The organism is Streptomyces sp. NPDC058646 (assembly GCF_042716875.1).
Lineage (GTDB): Bacteria > Actinomycetota > Actinomycetes > Streptomycetales > Streptomycetaceae > Streptomyces.
This window is the reverse complement of sequence record NZ_JBHXRK010000020.1, coordinates 49964-65683: the sequence shown is the minus strand read 5'-3', so window position 1 is coordinate 65683 and position 15720 is coordinate 49964. Positions and strand designations below refer to the sequence as shown.

15 protein-coding genes and 3 pseudogenes are annotated in these 15720 nt (G+C 74.6%); 11 read left to right on the top strand and 7 right to left on the bottom strand.

Going from position 1 to position 15720, the window contains the following annotated elements:
- Positions 1–21: 21 nt before the first annotated feature.
- Positions 22–1287, bottom strand: coding sequence for a DUF418 domain-containing protein (locus ACFWUZ_RS23920; protein ID WP_384376368.1), 1266 nt, complete (start codon positions 1285–1287; stop codon positions 22–24).
- 417 nt (positions 1288–1704) lie between these two features.
- Here ACFWUZ_RS23920 and ACFWUZ_RS23915 point away from each other — a divergent pair, with 417 nt between their 5' ends.
- The 4 genes from ACFWUZ_RS23915 (at position 1705) to ACFWUZ_RS23900 (ending at position 5269) form a co-directional block, all read left to right on the top strand.
- Positions 1705–2748: an NUDIX domain-containing protein gene (locus ACFWUZ_RS23915; RefSeq protein WP_384376365.1), complete on the top strand. Its 1044-nt coding sequence runs from the start codon at positions 1705–1707 to the stop codon at positions 2746–2748.
- Positions 2749–2898: 150 nt separating this feature from the next.
- A complete protein-coding gene (locus ACFWUZ_RS23910) occupies positions 2899–3405 on the top strand; it encodes an SRPBCC domain-containing protein (protein ID WP_384376362.1) in 507 nt (168 codons plus the stop codon).
- Positions 3406–3633: 228 nt separating this feature from the next.
- Positions 3634–4146, top strand: a complete 513-nt coding sequence (locus ACFWUZ_RS23905; protein WP_384376359.1) for a hypothetical protein — start codon at positions 3634–3636, stop codon at positions 4144–4146.
- A 181-nt stretch (positions 4147–4327) separates the two neighbouring features.
- Positions 4328–5269 (top strand): class I SAM-dependent methyltransferase, encoded by a 942-nt coding sequence (locus tag ACFWUZ_RS23900; RefSeq protein ID WP_384376356.1) that lies wholly within the window; start codon positions 4328–4330, stop codon positions 5267–5269.
- Positions 5270–5313: 44 nt separating this feature from the next.
- Here the strand turns inward: ACFWUZ_RS23900 and ACFWUZ_RS23895 are convergent, their stop codons facing one another.
- On the bottom strand, positions 5314–6789 hold the full coding sequence (locus ACFWUZ_RS23895; protein ID WP_384376353.1) for a DEAD/DEAH box helicase: 1476 nt from the start codon (positions 6787–6789) through the stop codon (positions 5314–5316).
- Positions 6790–7084: 295 nt separating this feature from the next.
- Between ACFWUZ_RS23895 and ACFWUZ_RS23890 the strand changes: the two genes are divergently transcribed.
- Complete coding sequence (locus ACFWUZ_RS23890; RefSeq protein ID WP_384376350.1) at positions 7085–7291, top strand: cold-shock protein; 207 nt, start codon at positions 7085–7087, stop codon at positions 7289–7291.
- Positions 7292–7597: 306 nt separating this feature from the next.
- Here ACFWUZ_RS23890 and ACFWUZ_RS23885 read toward each other — a convergent pair.
- The 3 genes and pseudogenes from ACFWUZ_RS23885 to ACFWUZ_RS23875 form a co-directional block, all read right to left on the bottom strand.
- Positions 7598–7791 (bottom strand): annotated as a pseudogene (locus tag ACFWUZ_RS23885) (ferredoxin).
- A gap of 20 nt (positions 7792–7811) precedes the next feature.
- On the bottom strand, positions 7812–8993 hold the full coding sequence (locus ACFWUZ_RS23880) for a cytochrome P450 (protein WP_384376347.1): 1182 nt from the start codon (positions 8991–8993) through the stop codon (positions 7812–7814).
- A pseudogene (locus ACFWUZ_RS23875) lies at positions 8927–9136 on the bottom strand (thioredoxin family protein); the annotation flags it as partial. The pseudogene ACFWUZ_RS23875 and the gene ACFWUZ_RS23880, both read right to left, overlap by 67 nt.
- 161 nt (positions 9137–9297) lie before the next feature.
- Between ACFWUZ_RS23875 and ACFWUZ_RS23870 the strand changes: the two are divergent.
- From ACFWUZ_RS23870 to ACFWUZ_RS23850, 5 genes and pseudogenes are all read left to right on the top strand, one after another.
- Positions 9298–9567, top strand: coding sequence for a hypothetical protein (locus ACFWUZ_RS23870; RefSeq protein ID WP_031151204.1), 270 nt, complete (start codon positions 9298–9300; stop codon positions 9565–9567).
- 255 nt (positions 9568–9822) lie between these two features.
- On the top strand, positions 9823–10179 hold the full coding sequence (locus ACFWUZ_RS23865) for a YciI family protein (RefSeq protein ID WP_384376343.1): 357 nt from the start codon (positions 9823–9825) through the stop codon (positions 10177–10179).
- A gap of 67 nt (positions 10180–10246) precedes the next feature.
- Entirely contained in the window at positions 10247–11467 is a 1221-nt protein-coding gene (locus ACFWUZ_RS23860) for an RNA polymerase sigma factor (protein WP_384376588.1), read from the top strand.
- Between the two features lie 86 nt (positions 11468–11553).
- Positions 11554–11733, top strand: a pseudogene (locus tag ACFWUZ_RS23855) (S8 family peptidase); the annotation flags it as partial.
- Positions 11734–12446: 713 nt separating this feature from the next.
- Positions 12447–12677, top strand: coding sequence for a S8 family serine peptidase (locus ACFWUZ_RS23850; RefSeq protein WP_384376340.1), 231 nt, complete (start codon positions 12447–12449; stop codon positions 12675–12677).
- A 15-nt stretch (positions 12678–12692) separates the two neighbouring features.
- Here the strand turns inward: ACFWUZ_RS23850 and ACFWUZ_RS23845 are convergent, their stop codons facing one another.
- Complete coding sequence (locus tag ACFWUZ_RS23845) at positions 12693–14171, bottom strand: condensation domain-containing protein (protein WP_384376337.1); 1479 nt, start codon at positions 14169–14171, stop codon at positions 12693–12695.
- A gap of 38 nt (positions 14172–14209) precedes the next feature.
- Entirely contained in the window at positions 14210–14671 is a 462-nt protein-coding gene (locus ACFWUZ_RS23840; protein ID WP_384376334.1) for an STAS domain-containing protein, read from the bottom strand.
- Positions 14672–14844: 173 nt separating this feature from the next.
- Here ACFWUZ_RS23840 and ACFWUZ_RS23835 point away from each other — a divergent pair, with 173 nt between their 5' ends.
- On the top strand, positions 14845–15663 hold the full coding sequence (locus tag ACFWUZ_RS23835; protein ID WP_384376331.1) for a hypothetical protein: 819 nt from the start codon (positions 14845–14847) through the stop codon (positions 15661–15663).
- Positions 15664–15720: the final 57 nt, after the last annotated feature.

Genomic DNA, 15720 nt, shown 5'->3' with positions numbered 1-15720 from the left:
GGCCGGGTCAGCCGGCCTCCTTCACCGGGCCGGCGGACGTCCGTACGTGGCCAGCCGCAGCGCGTGCTCCACCGGACCGCGGCGCAGCGGACTGTCCGCCCAGACCCGCTGCCAGACCCAGGTCAGGGCCAGGGCCGCGCCGCTGAAGAGGAACCAGGCCGACCAGGACGCGGCGCCGTGGGCCGGACCGGCCAGCACCAGCGCGTGGACCACGTACGCACTCAGCGCCATCGCACCGAGCAGCGTGAACGGCCGCAGCAGCCCGGCCCCGAACCGGCCGCGGGCGACGAGAGCGCACAGGCCGATGAGGGCGCAGCCCACACCCGCGTTGCCCAGTGTCTCCAGCGGCGTCTGGCTGTACGGGTCGGCCACCAGCAGCCAGTGCCACGACGTGCTGGGCACGGCGCCGTACTGTCCGCCGAGCACCTCGCGCACGGGGTCTGCGGCGGCCATGGCCTCCGGGTGGTGGACGGCTATCGCCTCCAGCAGCCGCTCCCGCGTGCCGAACAGGTGCGTGGCGACCCACGCGGAGCCGTACCCGGCCAGCGCGGCCACCGCGCCCCACACGGTCATCCGTACGGCCACCGTCCGGCTGCGCACGTCGCACAGCCGGCCCAGGGCCATCCCGGCCAGGACGTACGGGAAGTAGGTGGCCAGCGGGTACGCCCCCGTGAGCAGGAGCGCCAGCACCGCGTCGCCCAGTCCGGCCCAGCTGATCAGGTCGGTGGCCTCGGGGACCGAACCCCGGCCGGACGCCTCGTACCCGAAGAACGGGCCCAGCAGGAACGACAGGAGCGGACCCGCCACCACGGAGACGCCCGCGACGGCGCTGAGCACGGGGGTGGAGAGCCGGGTGAACGGCTCGGCGACGAGGAAGTACACCGCGAAGAAGGCCAGGATCACCAGGATCCCGGGCCACAGCCCTGCCAGCCACAGGCCCAGCGCCGCCAGGATGGCGCAGCGGACGAGCAGGGGACGGTAGCGCAGCGCCCAGCCCCCAGGCTGCGCCGCCGGGTTCCGGCCGCGCTGGGCCAGGACGAGGGAGAAGCCCGCGAGGAGGGTGAAAAGGGCCGGGGCGCGTCCGTCGGCCGCCACCATCAGGTACCCGGCCCCTTCGGGTCGCGGGCCCGGGCCCACGTGCACGGCGAACATGCCGAGGACGGCGAGGCCGCGCACGGCATCCACTCCGGCCAGCCGCCCCGTGCCGCCTCCGCCTCCGCCGCCCTTCTCCGCCGCGGCACCCCTCTCCGCACCCGTACCCGCACCCCTGCTCGTACCTGTGCCCACGCCCGTGCCCGTCCCTCGCCCGTCTGCCCACCCGTTGCCGCGTCCCTGTCCGCGGCGGCCCCCGTACGCCTCACCCTTCGGCGTACAGCCCGCCGCAGCCGAGGACCGCCGCGCCGCCGGCCGGTCCCGCCGGCACCGGTACGGTCCACCGGCGTCCCCCGGGGGCCGTAGGGGGGCCCGCACGGGGAGCGCGCCGCATGGTCGGTCTCTCCTCGCTCCTGTGACGTGGTCGGACCGGCGGCGTTTCCGGCCGCCAGTCCGCTCCCGGAAAATACCAAGGACTGCATAACCAGGTAATAAGGAGGTATGGGGGTGGCGAAGGCGGGCGGGCGGTCCCGGGTGGGAGGGCGCCGTAACCCGGGGAGCGCCCCGGCTGTTGCACAGCCTGCGGATCCACCCACGGTGAACGGAGTTCCGATGCCGCAGCTGACCGACGACGCCGTGACCGACGGTCCGGGGGCCGACGGGCCCCGGCCGGAGCGGGCGGGGACGTGGATGAGCCCGCAGGCGTACGGTGCCTCCCGCGCCGGGCTCTGGGCGGGCGCCGTGGTGCTGGTCACGGACGGCGACGGCCGCGTCCTCGTCCAGAGCGTCGACTACCGCCCCGACCGGCTGCTGCCGGGAGGGGCGGTGGACCCGGGCGAGGCGCCGTCCGCCGCGGCGGCCCGCGAGATGCGCGAGGAGCTGGGCATCGACGGCAGCTATCCGCGCGGCCTCGCCGTCGACTGGATCCCGGCCGACACCCCCGGCATCCCGCCCGAGATGCGCTTCCCCGGCGAGATCCTGCACGTCTACGACGGCGGCACCTGGACGCCGGAACGGATCGACGCCGTCCGGCTGCCGGCGCAGGAGGTCACCGGCATCGAGTTCGCGGAGCCCGCCGACCTGCCCGCCCTGATGGACCCGGGGGACGCCCGCCGCACCCTGTCCGCGCTGCGCGCCCGCATCGACGGGGCCGGCCCGGCCCTCCTGGAGGACGGCCGGCCCACGGTGCCCACCGCCCTCGACCGGCTGGGCGTGCTCCGCACCCGCCGCACCCCGCAGCACGGCGCCTGGCGTCCCGGTCCGGTCCCGGCCCACCTGCCCGTGCGGGACCGGTCGGGCTGGCTCTTCGCCCCTGACGGCCGGGTCCTGCTCCTGATCGCCCGGGCCACCGGCGCCGCCCACCTCCCCTCCCCGGCAGCGGCACCCGCCTCGGGGGCGCTGCCGCTCGGCTACCGGTACGCGGACCGGGCCGCCCACGCCCGCACCGCGGCCCGCCTCACCTCGGTCCCGCCGGCCGCCGACCCGGCGTACGCCCGGCTGCTGGCCACGCCCGAGCAGGTCCGCGAGCTCAGCGACTGGGGTCCGGCCGGCCACCACGAACTCGCGGCGGTCCTCGCGGCCCGCGCCCACCTCTCCCTGCCCGTCCCCGCCCGCACGCCGCTCACCGAACTCCCCGCCGAGGGCACCCGCTGGTGACGGGTGCCGCGCGCGGGCGTCCGGCGTCCGGCCCCCGGCACCGGCCCGGGCGGCCGCGGACGGTGACGCAGGTGCGCGCGGCCGTCGACGATCAAGGACGCCGGCGGTCAAATCCGACGTACGCGGCACGCGGTCCCGCAGCATGGGGCCATGAGCGACAGCGCGATCACCTACACCCTGTACATCCAGGCCGATCCCGCCCGGGTCTGGGAGGCCCTCACGGATCCCGCCCTCACCCGGCGGTACTGGGGCCTGAGCTTCGAGACCGACTGGGCGGTGGGCTCGCAGATGGACTGGGTCGAGCGCGGGTCCCGCACCAGCGACCCCGCGCAGGTGGTCCTCGACTGCGTCCCCGACCGCCGGCTCTCCTACACCTGGCACACGTTCAGCCCCGAGTGGGCGGCCTCGGTCGGGGTCGCCGAGGAACTGCGGGCCCAGCTGGCCGACGAGCGGCGCACGAAGGTCACGTACGAGATCGAGCCGGTCGGCGACACCCTCGCCCGGCTGACCATCCTCCACGAGGACTTCGAGCCCGGCGGCACCCTGATCGGCATGTGCGGACGGGCCTGGCCGATGCTGGCCTCCAGCCTCAAGACCCTCCTGGAGACCGGCGCCCCGCTGCCCGAACCCGGCCACGAGGCGGGGCAGGAACTTTGACAGGCCCCTGACCGCCGACCGTTCATCCGGGTCGTGTGGAATGGGTGCCATGGGGAGAGGGAGCCACAGACGGCGGCCGCGCGCCGCCGACCGGAACACCGGCCCGCGGGCCGCCCGTACGACCGGCCGCGTGACCGGTCGGGGAGCCGTGCCCGGGACGGCCGCTCAGCCCCTCCCGGTGACCGGCCGCCGGGCCGGCCGGGCACCGGGCCGGGAAGGCGCGGCCGGATGAGCCCCGCGGACAGCTCAGGACCCGCCGAGCACTGGCGCTACGCCCGTCACCTGGAGTCCCTGGCCGCCGTGGCGGGCCGGTCCGGGGGGAGCGGCGAGGCCGAGGTCGTCGCCGCCGTCCTGCGCGACCCCGATCCGGTGATGGCCGAGGCCGCCGTGGTCACCCACCTCGACCGCCGGGCCGCGGGCCTGCTCGCGGACGAGGCCTTCCCCGCCTGGGCCGGGGCCATGACCACCGTGCTGGCCGGCCGGGAGTTCCCGGAGCGCAGGCTGCGCGAGTGGAACCTGCTCAAGTCGATCAGCCGGGGCGAGCCGTGGTCCGGCGCCGAGCTCACCGCCGCCTCCGACTGGTGCCAGCGCACCGCCGTCCGGTCGCTGACCTCGTACGCGGCCCTGAGCCTGCTGGCGGGCGCCGCCCGTACCCGCCGGGTCCGCAACGCCGCTGCCGAGCGGCTGCGCAGGCGCGCCGCCGGGGACGGCCCCCTGCCGGGACAGGTGCGTCGGCACTGACGCGAGGCGGGCACACCGGGACGTAAGGTGATGGAGCGGCTGTTATGGGAAAGCGGGGGCCGTCGATTCCACGCATACCGCGCTGGAGGCTCGTCACAGGCCCCTGCGGGCCTTAAGGTGCCGTTACCCGGCCGGGTGTCCGTGTTGAGCCGCTCCCGTTCCGCTGGAGGATTGACGCTCCGTGTCACACCTTTCACAGGCTCCCGTCACCACCCCTGAGGGTGAGCCGACCCCGTCCACCCCCACCGCGTACAGCGCGGTCGAAGGCTGGTTCTCCGCGTCCGACCAGGTGCTCTTCGACTGGTTCCTCACGTATCAGGACACCGGCGACCCGCTGCCGGGTGATCTCCTGGAACTCGGGGCGTTCATGGGGAAGAGCGCCATCCTGCTCGGCGGCCACCTGCGGCCCGGGGAGGAGTTCACCGTCTGCGACCTCTTCGGCTCGCCCGTGACGGACGAATCGAACCTCGCCGAAACCCGAAGCTCCTACCCCACCCTCACGCGCCGCGGATTCGAGACGAACTACCTCGCCTTCCACCCGGAGCTGCCGACGGTCATCCAGGCCCCCACCTCCGTGGTCGCCGACCGGGTCCGCCCCAAGAGCTGCCGCTTCGTCCACATCGACGCCTCCCACCTGTACGAGCACGTGGTGACGGACATCGAGACCTCGCGCACCGTGTCGGTCCCCGGCGGGGTCGTGGCCTTCGACGACTACCGGTCCGAGCACTGCCCCGGCGTCGCGGCCGCCGTCTGGGCCGCCGTGGTGGACGGTGATCTGCACCCGATCTGCGTGTCCGGCTCCAAGCTCTACGCGACCTGGGACGACCCCGCGCCCCACCAGGCGGCGCTGCTCGACTGGCTCGCGGGCCGGGAGGACCTCTGGCACGGCATCGACACCGTCGCGGGCCGTCCCCTGGTCCGCATCGGTGACCAGGGGGCCGTGGTGCCCGCGCCGCCGCAGCTGCTGAACCCCGCGCCCGCACCGCCCCCGGCGGCGCCGCGCCCGGCCGCTGCCCCGGCGCGGAAGGGCGCCGCTTGGCGCAGGCTCGCCAAGGACCTGCTGCCCCCCGTCGTCACGCGGGCGATCGTCGCCCGGACCAAGCGGCGCCGCGCGCGCGGCTGACCGGCGTCCCCGCAGGCCCCCGCACCGGGGGCCTGCGGTGCACGTCAGAAGCCGCGGCGCACCCGGGCCGCCCGGCGGGCCTCGGCGGTCTGCCGGGCCTCCGCCGTCTTACGGGACTCCTTGCCCTTGCCCGGACGGCCAGGGCGGGTGCCGATCCCGCGGAAGCCGAGCTCCGTGCCCGAGGGCTTGCCCTTGGCGTCGGTCGGCGCGGAGCCCGCCAGCGGCACTCCGGAGGGGGCCTTGGCGCCGGTGATCCGGCTCAGGGCGACCTCGCCGGAGCGGACCTGGGTGATGGTCGGCCGGATCCGGGCGTCGGCCATCAGCCGCACCATGTCCCGGCGCTGGTTCGGGGTGACCAGCGTGACGACCCGGCCGGACTCGCCGGCCCGGGCGGTGCGGCCGCCCCGGTGCAGGTAGTCCTTGCTGTCGGCCGGCGGGTCGACGTTGACCACGAGGTCGAGGTCGTCGATGTGGATGCCCCGCGCCGCCACGTTGGTCGCGACCAGGACGCCCACCGCGCCCGTCTTGAACTGCGCGAGGGTGCGGGTGCGCTGGGGCTGCGACTTGCCGCTGTGCAGCCCCTCCGCCCGTACGCCCATGGCCCGCAGGTGCTTCACGAACTGGTCGACCCCGTGCTTGGTGTCCAGGAACATCAGCACCCGGCCCTCGCGGGCCGCGATCTCGGTGGCCGCCGAGTACTTGTCGGCCGCGTGGATGTGCAGCACGTGGTGGTCCATCGTGGTCACCGCGCCCGCCTGCGGGTCGACGGAGTGCGCGACGGGGTCCTTCAGGTACGAGCGGACCAGCTGGTCGACGTTGCGGTCCAGGGTGGCCGAGAACAGCATCCGCTGCCCCGCGTGGTGCACCTGGTCCAGGATCTCGGTGACCTGCGGCATGAAGCCCATGTCACACATCTGGTCGGCCTCGTCGAGCACGGTGATCCGGACGCGCTCCAGGTGCACGTCCCGCCTGCCGATCAGGTCGCTGAGACGGCCCGGGGTGGCCACCACGACCTCGGCGCCGGTGCGCAGCGAGCCGACCTGCCGGCCGATGGACAGCCCGCCGACGACCGTGGCCATCCGCAGCTTCAGGGCCTCGGCGTACGGGGTCAGCGCCTCGGTCACCTGCTGCGCCAGTTCGCGCGTCGGTACGAGGACCAGCGCCAGCGGGCGCTTGGGGTCCGCCTGCTGTCCCGCCGTACGGGCCAGCAGGGCCAGGCCGAAGGCGAGGGTCTTGCCGGAGCCCGTCTGCGCGCGGCCGAGCACGTCCCGGCCTGCCAGCGCGTTGGGGAGGGTGGCGGCCTGGATGGGGAAGGGGGTCTCCACCGCCAGCTCGGCCAGCTTCGACTCCAGCTCATGGGGCAGGCCGAGCGCGGAGAACGAATCCACCGGCGGCAGCGCCGGGACCTTCGGCTCGTGCATCGTGAACTCACCCTGCGGTCCGATGCTGCGAGGGGTCTTGCCGCCGTTCCTGGCGCCGCCCTTCACACCGAATCGACCATGAGCTGACGGGTTCCTCATGCAGAACCTTTCGAGACAGGAACAAAAACAACAAGATGGTCAACCGCCCATGGTACCAGCGGGGACCGTACCCCTGCGGCGTCCGTGCTGCCGCCCGGTACCGGCCGGGACGGGGAGCGGCGGAACCCGCTCGCGCGGGCGCGGATCCCCCGAATCACGGACAGCACGGCCAGAAGTTCGATTCGGTGCCGCGCCCCGGTTGGCCGCGTTGAACGTGTGGTGCGCGGGGCGGTCGGGCAGGATCGAGACGGCCGCGTGTGCGGCCCGCAGTGGAACGTTGTGAAGGATCAGCCAGATGGCAACAGGCATCGTGAAGTGGTTCAACTCGGAGAAGGGGTTCGGCTTCATCCAGCAGGACGACGGCGGCCCCGACGTGTTCGTGCACTTCTCCGCCATCGAGACCACCGGCTTCAAGTCGCTGGAGGAGAACGAGAAGGTGGAGTACAACGTCACCCAGGGCCCCAAGGGGCCCCAGGCCGAGCGGGTGGTCCCCCTCCGCTAGCGCCGCCTCACGAACCGCGCCGTGATGTGAGCCCCGCCGGGTCGGCCCGGCGGGGCTCTCGCACGTCCGGGACAGGGCACGGCCGAGCCCGGCCCGGCGGACCACCGCGGAGACGCCGGCCCCGGCGAGCGGGCGGCCGGCGCACTCGGTCAGCAGGCTCTCGCGGAGCCGGGCCTTGGTGCCCGCGGTGCGCGGGTCCTCCGGGCCCGGGCCCTGGGGGTCCACCCGGTCCTGCGGGTCCGTCCGGGGCCTGAGGGGTCACCGGGAGACGGCGGGCCCCGGCCTCCGGGCCCCGCCGTCTCCCGGTCAGTCCGGCCGCACGGAGATGGCCGCGACCGGGCAGGCCCGCGCCACCTCGCGGACCAGGGGACTGCCCCGCCGTCCTCGCGACCCGCGAGCAGCCCGCCGAAGCCGTCGTCGTCCTGGGTGAAGACCTCCGGCGCGGTCAGGGCGCACTGGCCCGCGCCGATGCAGACGCCGGTGTCGATCTCGATGTGCACGGGGCCGGCCGGCATCCGGCTCACCACGCCACGGGGAGTTCGACCAGGCCCTGGACGGTGTCCCCGGGCTTGAACGGGATCCGGTCCGGCTCTGCGGCCGGCCGCAGTCCGGGCAGTCGCCCGAACAGCGTGCTCAGCGCGATCTCCAGCTCGGCCCGGGCCAGGTTCTGGCCCAGGCACTGGTGGATGCCGAAGCCGAAGGCCACGTGGTGCCGGGCGGGCCCGTGCCAGTCCAGCGCGTCCGGTTCCGCGAACACGTTCCCGTCGCGGTTGATGACGGAGGTCGAGAAGACCACCCCGTCGTCCGTGCGGATCGTCACCCCGCCCACCTCGATGTCCTCGGTGGCCACCCGCAGCATCCCGTCGGCGATCGACAGGAAGCGCATCAGCTCCTCCACGGCCCCCGACATCAGGGACGGGTCCGCCCGGAGCTCGGCCAGCTGCTCCGGGTGCTGCAGCAGGGTGAAGGTGCCGAGCGAGATCATGTTGGCCGTCGTCTCGTGCCCCGCGACGAGCAGGATGGTGGCGAGCGACACCAGCTCCTCGACGTCGACCTCGCCGGTCTCCAGCCGCTGGGTGACCAGCTCGTCGAGCAGTCCGTCGCCGGGGTCCCGGCGCTTGCGCCCGATCAGGTCACGGAAGTAGACGTCGAGCCGGCCCAGGGCGTCCTCCACGTCGGCCGCCTCGGGCCCGCGCAGCAGCCGCCGCGACTGCCCCTCGAAGAACTCGTGGTCCTCGTACGGGACCCCGAGGAGCGCGCAGATCACCATCGACGGGACCGGCAGGGCGAAGTCGCCCACCAGTTCCGCGGACGGGCCCCTGGCGACCGTGGCGTCGATCAGCAGGTCCACGGTCCGCTGGATCCGCGGTCGCAGGGCGGCGGTCCGCTTCAGGGTGAAGCTGGGGATCAGCATCCGGCGCTGGACGTGGTGCGCGGGATCGTCGACGCCGAGGAGTGCGGGGCGCCGCCTGCTCACACCCTGGAGGCGCCGGGTGGGGGTGGAGAACGCGGCGTTGCGGCGGTCGGACGCGGCCGAGAGGGTGGGCCGGACGGAGCCGGGACTCAGAGCCGGGCGTTCAGGAACTCCCGTAGCTCCGCCGCCGTCATCGGCCCCTCCTGGGCGGCGACCGCCCCGCCGTCCTCGATCAGCACGGCGGTGGGGGCAGCGGTCACCCCGTACCGCCGGGTGGTCCCGGGGCAACGGGTCATGTCGGTGCGCACGGCGGTGAACCGCGTCCCGTACTCCTCGGCCAGCTCCGCCACGACGGCGTCCATGGCGCGGCACCCCTCGAGCGCCTTGGGCCAGGAACCGCAGAAGTAGGCGAGGACCGGACCCGGTGCCATGGAGAGGATGAAGTCGAACTCCTGGTCCTCCAGGGGCTGGTGTACCCGACGTGTCATGCGTGCTGCTCCTCGCTCGTGCGCCCCCGTGATCGGGAAGCGGAGACCATCATCGCCGCTCCGCCGCAGGTCCCGTTGTCAGAGGCGCCTGTGAAGCTGGGCCCATGGACGACAGGATGCTCCGGCGCCGGGTCTACGGCGCCGACCACGAAGACCCCGACCCCGGCCCGCGCCCCGGCCACGTCTACGGCGAACTCGTGGGCGGCCCCCTGGACGGGCTGCTCCTGGACATCACCGGCTGGAGCGCGCCCCAGCTGGCCGAGGAGGCCCGCCTGCCCACGGAGATAGGGCGTTACGGAGCGGGCGGCCGCGCCCACTACCGGCGCCGCGCGGCGGACCCGGGCCGCTGGGACTGGGCGGGGGACAGCCGCTGAGCGGCAGAGCGGAGCCCCCGGTCCGCCGACGTGCGACCGGGGGCTCCGTACGCTCTTCCGGCGTGGGGCCGGATCCGGATGCGACAGCGGGCCGATGCGTCGCGGCTCGCCCGCCGTGCCCAGGGAGGGCAGCCGGGTGGCCGCCGGAGAAAAAACTTCGAAGAATTTCCGGGGAGCTGTCGATCCGGCCGTCTCCCGTTCGACGCAGGGGTGAGAGGCAGGGAAAGCCCCCGCCCTCCCGACCGAGGAGTCACCATGCCGCGCTTCCTGACGATGATCCGCATCGACGAGCAGAACCTCCCCGCCGAGGGCTTCCCGCCCGAGTTCGAGCAGCGCATGGCCGCCCTGCTGGAGGAGATCACCAAGGCCGGGGTCATGCTCGACACGGCCGGGCTGCTCCCCACCGCCGAAGGGACCCGCGTCCGCTGGTCCGGCGGGAAGATCAGCTGCACCGACGGCCCCTTCACCGAGACCAAGGAGGTCATCGGCGGCTACTCCCTCAGCCAGTGCAAGGACAAGGCCGAGGCCATCGAGTGGACCAAGCGCTTCCTGGAGATCCACCCGGCCGAGTGGGAGCTCAGCGCCGAGGTGCGGGAGATCCAGGAGATGTGACCCGGCGGCCCGCCGCCGCGTTTGCCCTGCCTCGTCACGGCTGCTCTGATGGGTGGCCGTGACGGCAGTGAGTACGGCCCAGGCGGTCGAAGCGGTGTTCAGGATCGAGTCCGCGCGGATCATCGCCGGTGTCACCCGCATCGTGCGGGACGTCGGCATCGCGGAGGAACTCGCGCAGGACGCCCTCGTCGCCGCACTCGAACAGTGGCCGTCCACAGGAGTCCCCGGCAAACCGGGCGCCTGGCTCATGGCCACCGCCAAGCACCGCGCGATCGACCTCGTCCGGCGCAAGGAGACGTACGCGCGCAAGCTCGCGGAGGTCGGCCGCGGCCTGGAGGACGTACAGCCCCCCGACGAGCCCCCCGACCCGGACGACATCGACGACGACCTGCTCAGGCTGATCTTCACCGCCTGCCATCCCGTCCTGTCGACCGAGGCCCGGATCGCGCTCACCCTGCGCCTGATGGGCGGGCTGACCACCCAGGAGATCGCCCGCGCCTTCCTCACCTCCGAGGCCACCGTCGCCCAGCGCATCGTCCGGGCCAAGCGGAGCCTGGCCACGGCCGGCGTGCCCTTCGAGGTCCCGTACGGAACCGACCGCGACGCGCGGCTCGCCTCCGTCCTCGAAGTCGTCTACCTCGTCTTCAACGAAGGCCATTCCGCCACCGCCGGCGACGACCTCGTGCGCCCGGCCCTGTGCGAGGACGCCCTGCGGCTGGCCCGCGTCCTGGCCGCCCTGATGCCCGGGGAACCCGAAGCGCACGGGCTCGCCGCGCTGCTGGAGTTCCAGTCCTCCCGGCTCGCCACCCGCACCGGGCCCGACGGGGAGCCCGTCCTGCTCGCCGACCAGAACCGGGCCAGGTGGAACCGCCTGCTCATCCGCCGGGGCGTCGAAGCGATGCGGCACGCGGGCACCGGGCCGTACTCCCTCCAGGCGGCGATCGCCGGCTGCCATGCCGCTGCCGTCCGCTACGAGGACACCGACTGGCCCACGATCGCCGCGCTGTACGGCCGCCTCGTGCAGCTCGTCCCCTCACCGGTGGTCGAGCTCAACCGGGCGGTCGCCGTCTCCATGGCCCAGGGGCCGCAGGCCGCGCTGCCGCTGGTCGACGCCCTCGCGGAGGAACCCGCTCTGCGCGCCTACCACTTGCTGCCGAGCGTACGGGGCGACCTGCTGGAGCGGCTCGGCCGGCCGGACGAGGCCCGTGCGGAGTTCGAGCGGGCGGCCGCGCTGACCCGCAACGCCCAGGAGCGCGCCCTGCTCCTGCGCCGCGCGGCCCGCGTCTGACCTCCCCCCGGCCGGCCCCGGACGGCCTCGGCACGGGACGACCGCGGACGGCCGGGGCGGCACTCCTGTGCCCGCGCGCGGGCCGGGTGCACCCTGGCGGCCCCGCCGAGACGGCGGTTCCCGACAGCTGGATCGTCGTCCTGAAGCAGCCGGCCGCGGCCCGATCCGTCCAGGAACTCCTGGCCCGGGCGGACGGCACCCGGCTCGGTCACGTGTACCGGTCGGCCCTGAGCGGCTTCTCCGCCCGGATGAGCAGCGCCCAGGCGGCCCGGCTCGCCGCGGACCCGCGCGTGGCCCGGGTGCACCAGGACACCCTCGTCACCCTCGACGCCCCGGCGCGTGCGACGACGGCCACCCCGTCCGCGACACAGCCGGACGCCCCCTGGGGGCTCGACCGGATCGACCAGCGCCGGCTCCCCCTCTCCACCGCGTACACCTACCGCACCACCGCCCCGGCCGTCCGCGTGTACGTGATCGACAACGGGGTGCGCACCACCCACACGGAATTCGGCGGCCGGGCGGGCGTCGGCACCGACACGGTGGGCGACGGCCGGAACGGCAACGACTGCCATGGCCACGGCAGCCACGTCGCCGGGATCGCCGCGGGCCGCACCTACGCCAGTCGCCAAGGAGGCGCGGCCGGTGGCCGTACGCGTCCTCGACTGCCAGGGTTCCGCCAGCACGTCCGGGGTCGTCGCCGGAGTCGACCGGGTGACGGCGAACGCGGTCCGCCCCGCGGTGGCGAACACGAGCCTGGGCTGCGCTGCCCACGCCGTCCTCGACGCGGCCGTACGGAACTCCATCCGCTCCGGGATCACCTGCACCGTGTCGGCGGGCAGTTCCGGCCGGCCCGACGGGGCCTGCTCCACCTCGCCCGCCAGGGTGACCGAGACCATCGGAGTCGGTGCCGGCGACAGCCTGGACCGCCGCGCGTCCTCCTCCCACTACGGCCAGTGCGTGACCCTGCCCGCACCCCGGGGTGGGGATCCCCTCGGCCTGGAAGGACGGCGACACCATCACGGCCACCCTCAGCGGCACCTGGGCGGCGACCGCGCACACGGCCGGGGCCGCAGCGCTCCACCTCGCCCTCCACCCGGCTGCCACCCCCGGCCAGGTCAAGCAGGCCCTGATCGCGGGTGCCACGACCGGCGTCCTGCAAGGCACCCCGCCGGTCGCACCCGACCGCCTCCTGTACACCCTCTACAGGTAGCGGGCCCGATCCGGCTCAGCGGAGCCGGGAGGCGGCCGCCACGTCCAGCGGGGTCCGCACAGGCCGCCGGGGCGCGGTGAGCGCGACGGGCCGGCGGAACCCTCCGGAGCGGGCGATCTCCTGGACCGTGCCGCGCAGCGCCTCCTGGAAGCCGCCCATGGTGCGGCGGGCCGCGGGGGTGTCGACGTAGATGGAGTTCATGTGCAGGCCGTCCGCGTCCCGCTGGAACCAGGAGCAGGCCCCGTTGGCCCGCGCCGACCAGACGTGGGACGCGGGCCGCCAGTCCTCGTGCCGTTCGGCGCCCCGGCACTTGCGCATGTCGATGTAGGAGAAGAAGTTCACCGGGTACGGCCAGGAACGGGCGGCGAACTCCTCGGGCGCCAGCAGTTCCCAGGCCCGTACGAAGGGCACGTCGATGTGGCCGATCATTTCGGTGAAGCCCCTGCGGACCGCGGCCATCACCTGGGCGAAGTCCCGGCCGGGCGAGGCGTCGAACTCGATGGGCATGGTGTTCACGAACCAGCCCACCGAGTTCGTCCAGGCCCCCCGGCCGCGCTCGCTGACCGGCATGAACCCGCGGTAGACCCCGGGTCCGCCCGCCTCGCGCAGACACACGGCGACGGCGGCCAGCACGCCCATGAAGGGCTTGCCGTCCACCGTCAGGCACGCCTTCTCGAACACCTCCGCCTCGGCCGCGTCCAGCAGCATCGAGGCCTCGTTGACGATCGGGTACATCCGGTCCGGTTCCACACCCAGGTCGAGCGGGAAGCGGGGGAAGAACTCGCCGCCCCGCGCGATGAACTCCTTCCAGTAGTCCAGCCGTTCGTCGCCGGCGTCGATGGACAGGTAGCGGCGGCGCTGCTCCTCGGCGAAGTCGAGGTAGCTCGGGGCGGGGGGCAGCTCCGCGTCCTCGCCGCGGCACAGGGCCTCGTAGGCGGTCAGTACCTCGTGGACGACGATCGGCATCGACATGCCGTCGCACACGATGTGGTCGAAGGCCAGGTAGACGGTGGCGGAGTCCTCGCGCAGGACCGCGCCCATGGTGAACAGCGGCCAGGACAGGGTGTCGATGCTCCGTTTGAACCGCTCGGAGAGGAACCCGCCGAGCCGCTCCGGCGTGTCGAACGTGTCCACGTGGAGGGCTTCCAGGGAGAGCCCGGCGGGGTCGAAGGGCTCGCAGGCCAGCTCACCGGAGAGGCGGCGGAACGCGCAGCGCAGCACCTCGTGACGCTGGACGAAGGAGAGCAGGGCCCGGGCCAGGGCAGGCTGGTCCAGCTGCCCGGTCACCTCGAAGGTGACCGCGACCCACGAGGCCACGGGGTCGTCCGCGGCCCGGCTCTCCTCGGCGACGGTGAAATGCTTCTCCTGGTTGAACGAGGCCCTCCTGCCCCACTCGTCGTCGGGCCCGCCGGCCTCCGCCGCCGTGTACCGCAACCGCCACTCGACCACCCGACCGGGTGCCACGTGGTGCATCTCCAGAGGAAACTGCCGCATGCCGTCATCCCTTCGCCCCCCGAGCCGACCCCCAGGCCCTAACGACCTCCGGCCCGGGGAAGTGACGGAAGGACTTGCCGGCCCCCCGGTCCGGGACCCGGTACGCGGGCCGCGGTGGTCAGCAGCAGGCGGACGGCCCGGGAGGCGGTGGCCAGTTCCACGCGGCCGCCGCTGCCGGCCCACTGGTCCAGTGCGTGCAGCAGAGCCGAATCGCAGAAGGTGACCAGCTTCGTGTCGAGGACGAGCCGGAGGGCGCCGCGGGCGGCTCCCTCCAGCAGGAGTCCGCGCAGCGGGGCGGAGGTGAAATGGTCGAACTCCCCGGCCAGGCTGACGGCGAGGACGTCGTCGCCGAGCGTGGCCCGTATGCGGGGGAGGGGGTCGGGGCCGGACTCCGCGGCGAGCCCGGCGAAGGACCGGGGCGGGCCGGAAGGGGCCGGGGCCGCGGCATCGGCGGCGGACCGAGCCGGGACGTCTGTCGGGGCGTCTGTCGGGGCGTCCATCGGAGTGCGCATGCCCTCTGCAACGGGCCGCGCCCCAGGCCGGCACCGGCGCGGGCCGGTCTTTCACCCGCGCGGGCCGAGGTACTGCGCCGTTCCGGCGATCTTCGTCCGGTGCCGGTGGCAGCGGGTGCGCGTCCGTCGTCCGCGGGCGGGGATGACCGACAGTGGGCGGCGTGGATGTGGAAGAGGTCATCGATGCGCTGTACGGGGTTGCGCCGGCACGGTTCACGGCGGAGCGGGACGGGGCCGCGGCCCGTGCCAAGCGGGAGGGGGACCGGGAGGCGGCGCGGCGGATCGCCGCACAGCGGCGCCCCCGGCTCGCGGCCTGGGCGTCGAACCTGCTGGTCAGGGCGAAGCCGGAGGAGGCCGAGCAGTTCCGCCAGCTGGGCCAGGCGCTCCGCGAGGCCCACCGGTCCCTGGACGGGGAGCAGTTGCGCGACCTCTCCCACGAGCAGCACGTGGTGATCGGGGCGCTGGCCAGGGAGGCGGTGCGGCTGGCCGCGGAGGCGGGGACGCCGGTCTCCGAGACGGTGGTGCGGGAGGTCGAGCAGATCCTGCGGGCCGTCCTCGCCGATCCGGACGCGGCCGAGGACTGGGCCTCGGGCCGGCTGGTGAAGCCCCCGGCGGTGGTGACGGAGTTCCCGCCGACCGACCCGGACGCGTCGCCGCCTGCCCCGGCCCCGGCTCCCGCCCCGCCCCCGGCCGCCGAGCGTCAGGCCGATCGGCGCGAGGCCGCGGCGGCCCGGGCCGCCGCCCAGGACGCACGGTCGGCCGCCGCCGCCCGGGAGGACGAGCTGGAGCTGGCCCGGGAGGCCCGCCGGCGCGCGGTGGAGGAGGCCGAGCGGGCCGGCGCGGCCGTCGCGCAGGCCGAGGAACGGCTCCGCACCGCCGCCGAGGCCGCCGAGGGGGCCCGCAGTGCCGTCGACACCGCGGAGCGGCGCCTGCGCGCCGTCGCCGCGGAACCGCCCGAGGACGGCGCCGGTGCGGGCTGACGTGCCGGCGCACCCGGCCACCGCGCGGGGCGGCCCGCGCCCGGACGGCACCCGGGC

What these genes read in the sequence shown, in the direction of transcription:
- ACFWUZ_RS23915 (WP_384376365.1), top strand. Translation starts at nt 1,705, where the DNA reads ATGCCGCAGCTGACCGACGACGCCGTGACCGACGGTCCGGGGGCCGAC.
- ACFWUZ_RS23845 (WP_384376337.1), bottom strand. Translation starts at nt 14,171, where the DNA reads ATGCGGCAGTTTCCTCTGGAGATGCACCACGTGGCACCCGGTCGGGTG.
- ACFWUZ_RS23895 (WP_384376353.1), bottom strand. Translation starts at nt 6,789, where the DNA reads ATGAGGAACCCGTCAGCTCATGGTCGATTCGGTGTGAAGGGCGGCGCC.
- ACFWUZ_RS23905 (WP_384376359.1), top strand. Translation starts at nt 3,634, where the DNA reads ATGAGCCCCGCGGACAGCTCAGGACCCGCCGAGCACTGGCGCTACGCC.
- ACFWUZ_RS23910 (WP_384376362.1), top strand. Translation starts at nt 2,899, where the DNA reads ATGAGCGACAGCGCGATCACCTACACCCTGTACATCCAGGCCGATCCC.
- ACFWUZ_RS23870 (WP_031151204.1), top strand. Translation starts at nt 9,298, where the DNA reads ATGGACGACAGGATGCTCCGGCGCCGGGTCTACGGCGCCGACCACGAA.
- ACFWUZ_RS23865 (WP_384376343.1), top strand. Translation starts at nt 9,823, where the DNA reads ATGCCGCGCTTCCTGACGATGATCCGCATCGACGAGCAGAACCTCCCC.
- ACFWUZ_RS23890 (WP_384376350.1), top strand. Translation starts at nt 7,085, where the DNA reads ATGGCAACAGGCATCGTGAAGTGGTTCAACTCGGAGAAGGGGTTCGGC.
- ACFWUZ_RS23840 (WP_384376334.1), bottom strand. Translation starts at nt 14,671, where the DNA reads ATGGACGCCCCGACAGACGCCCCGACAGACGTCCCGGCTCGGTCCGCC.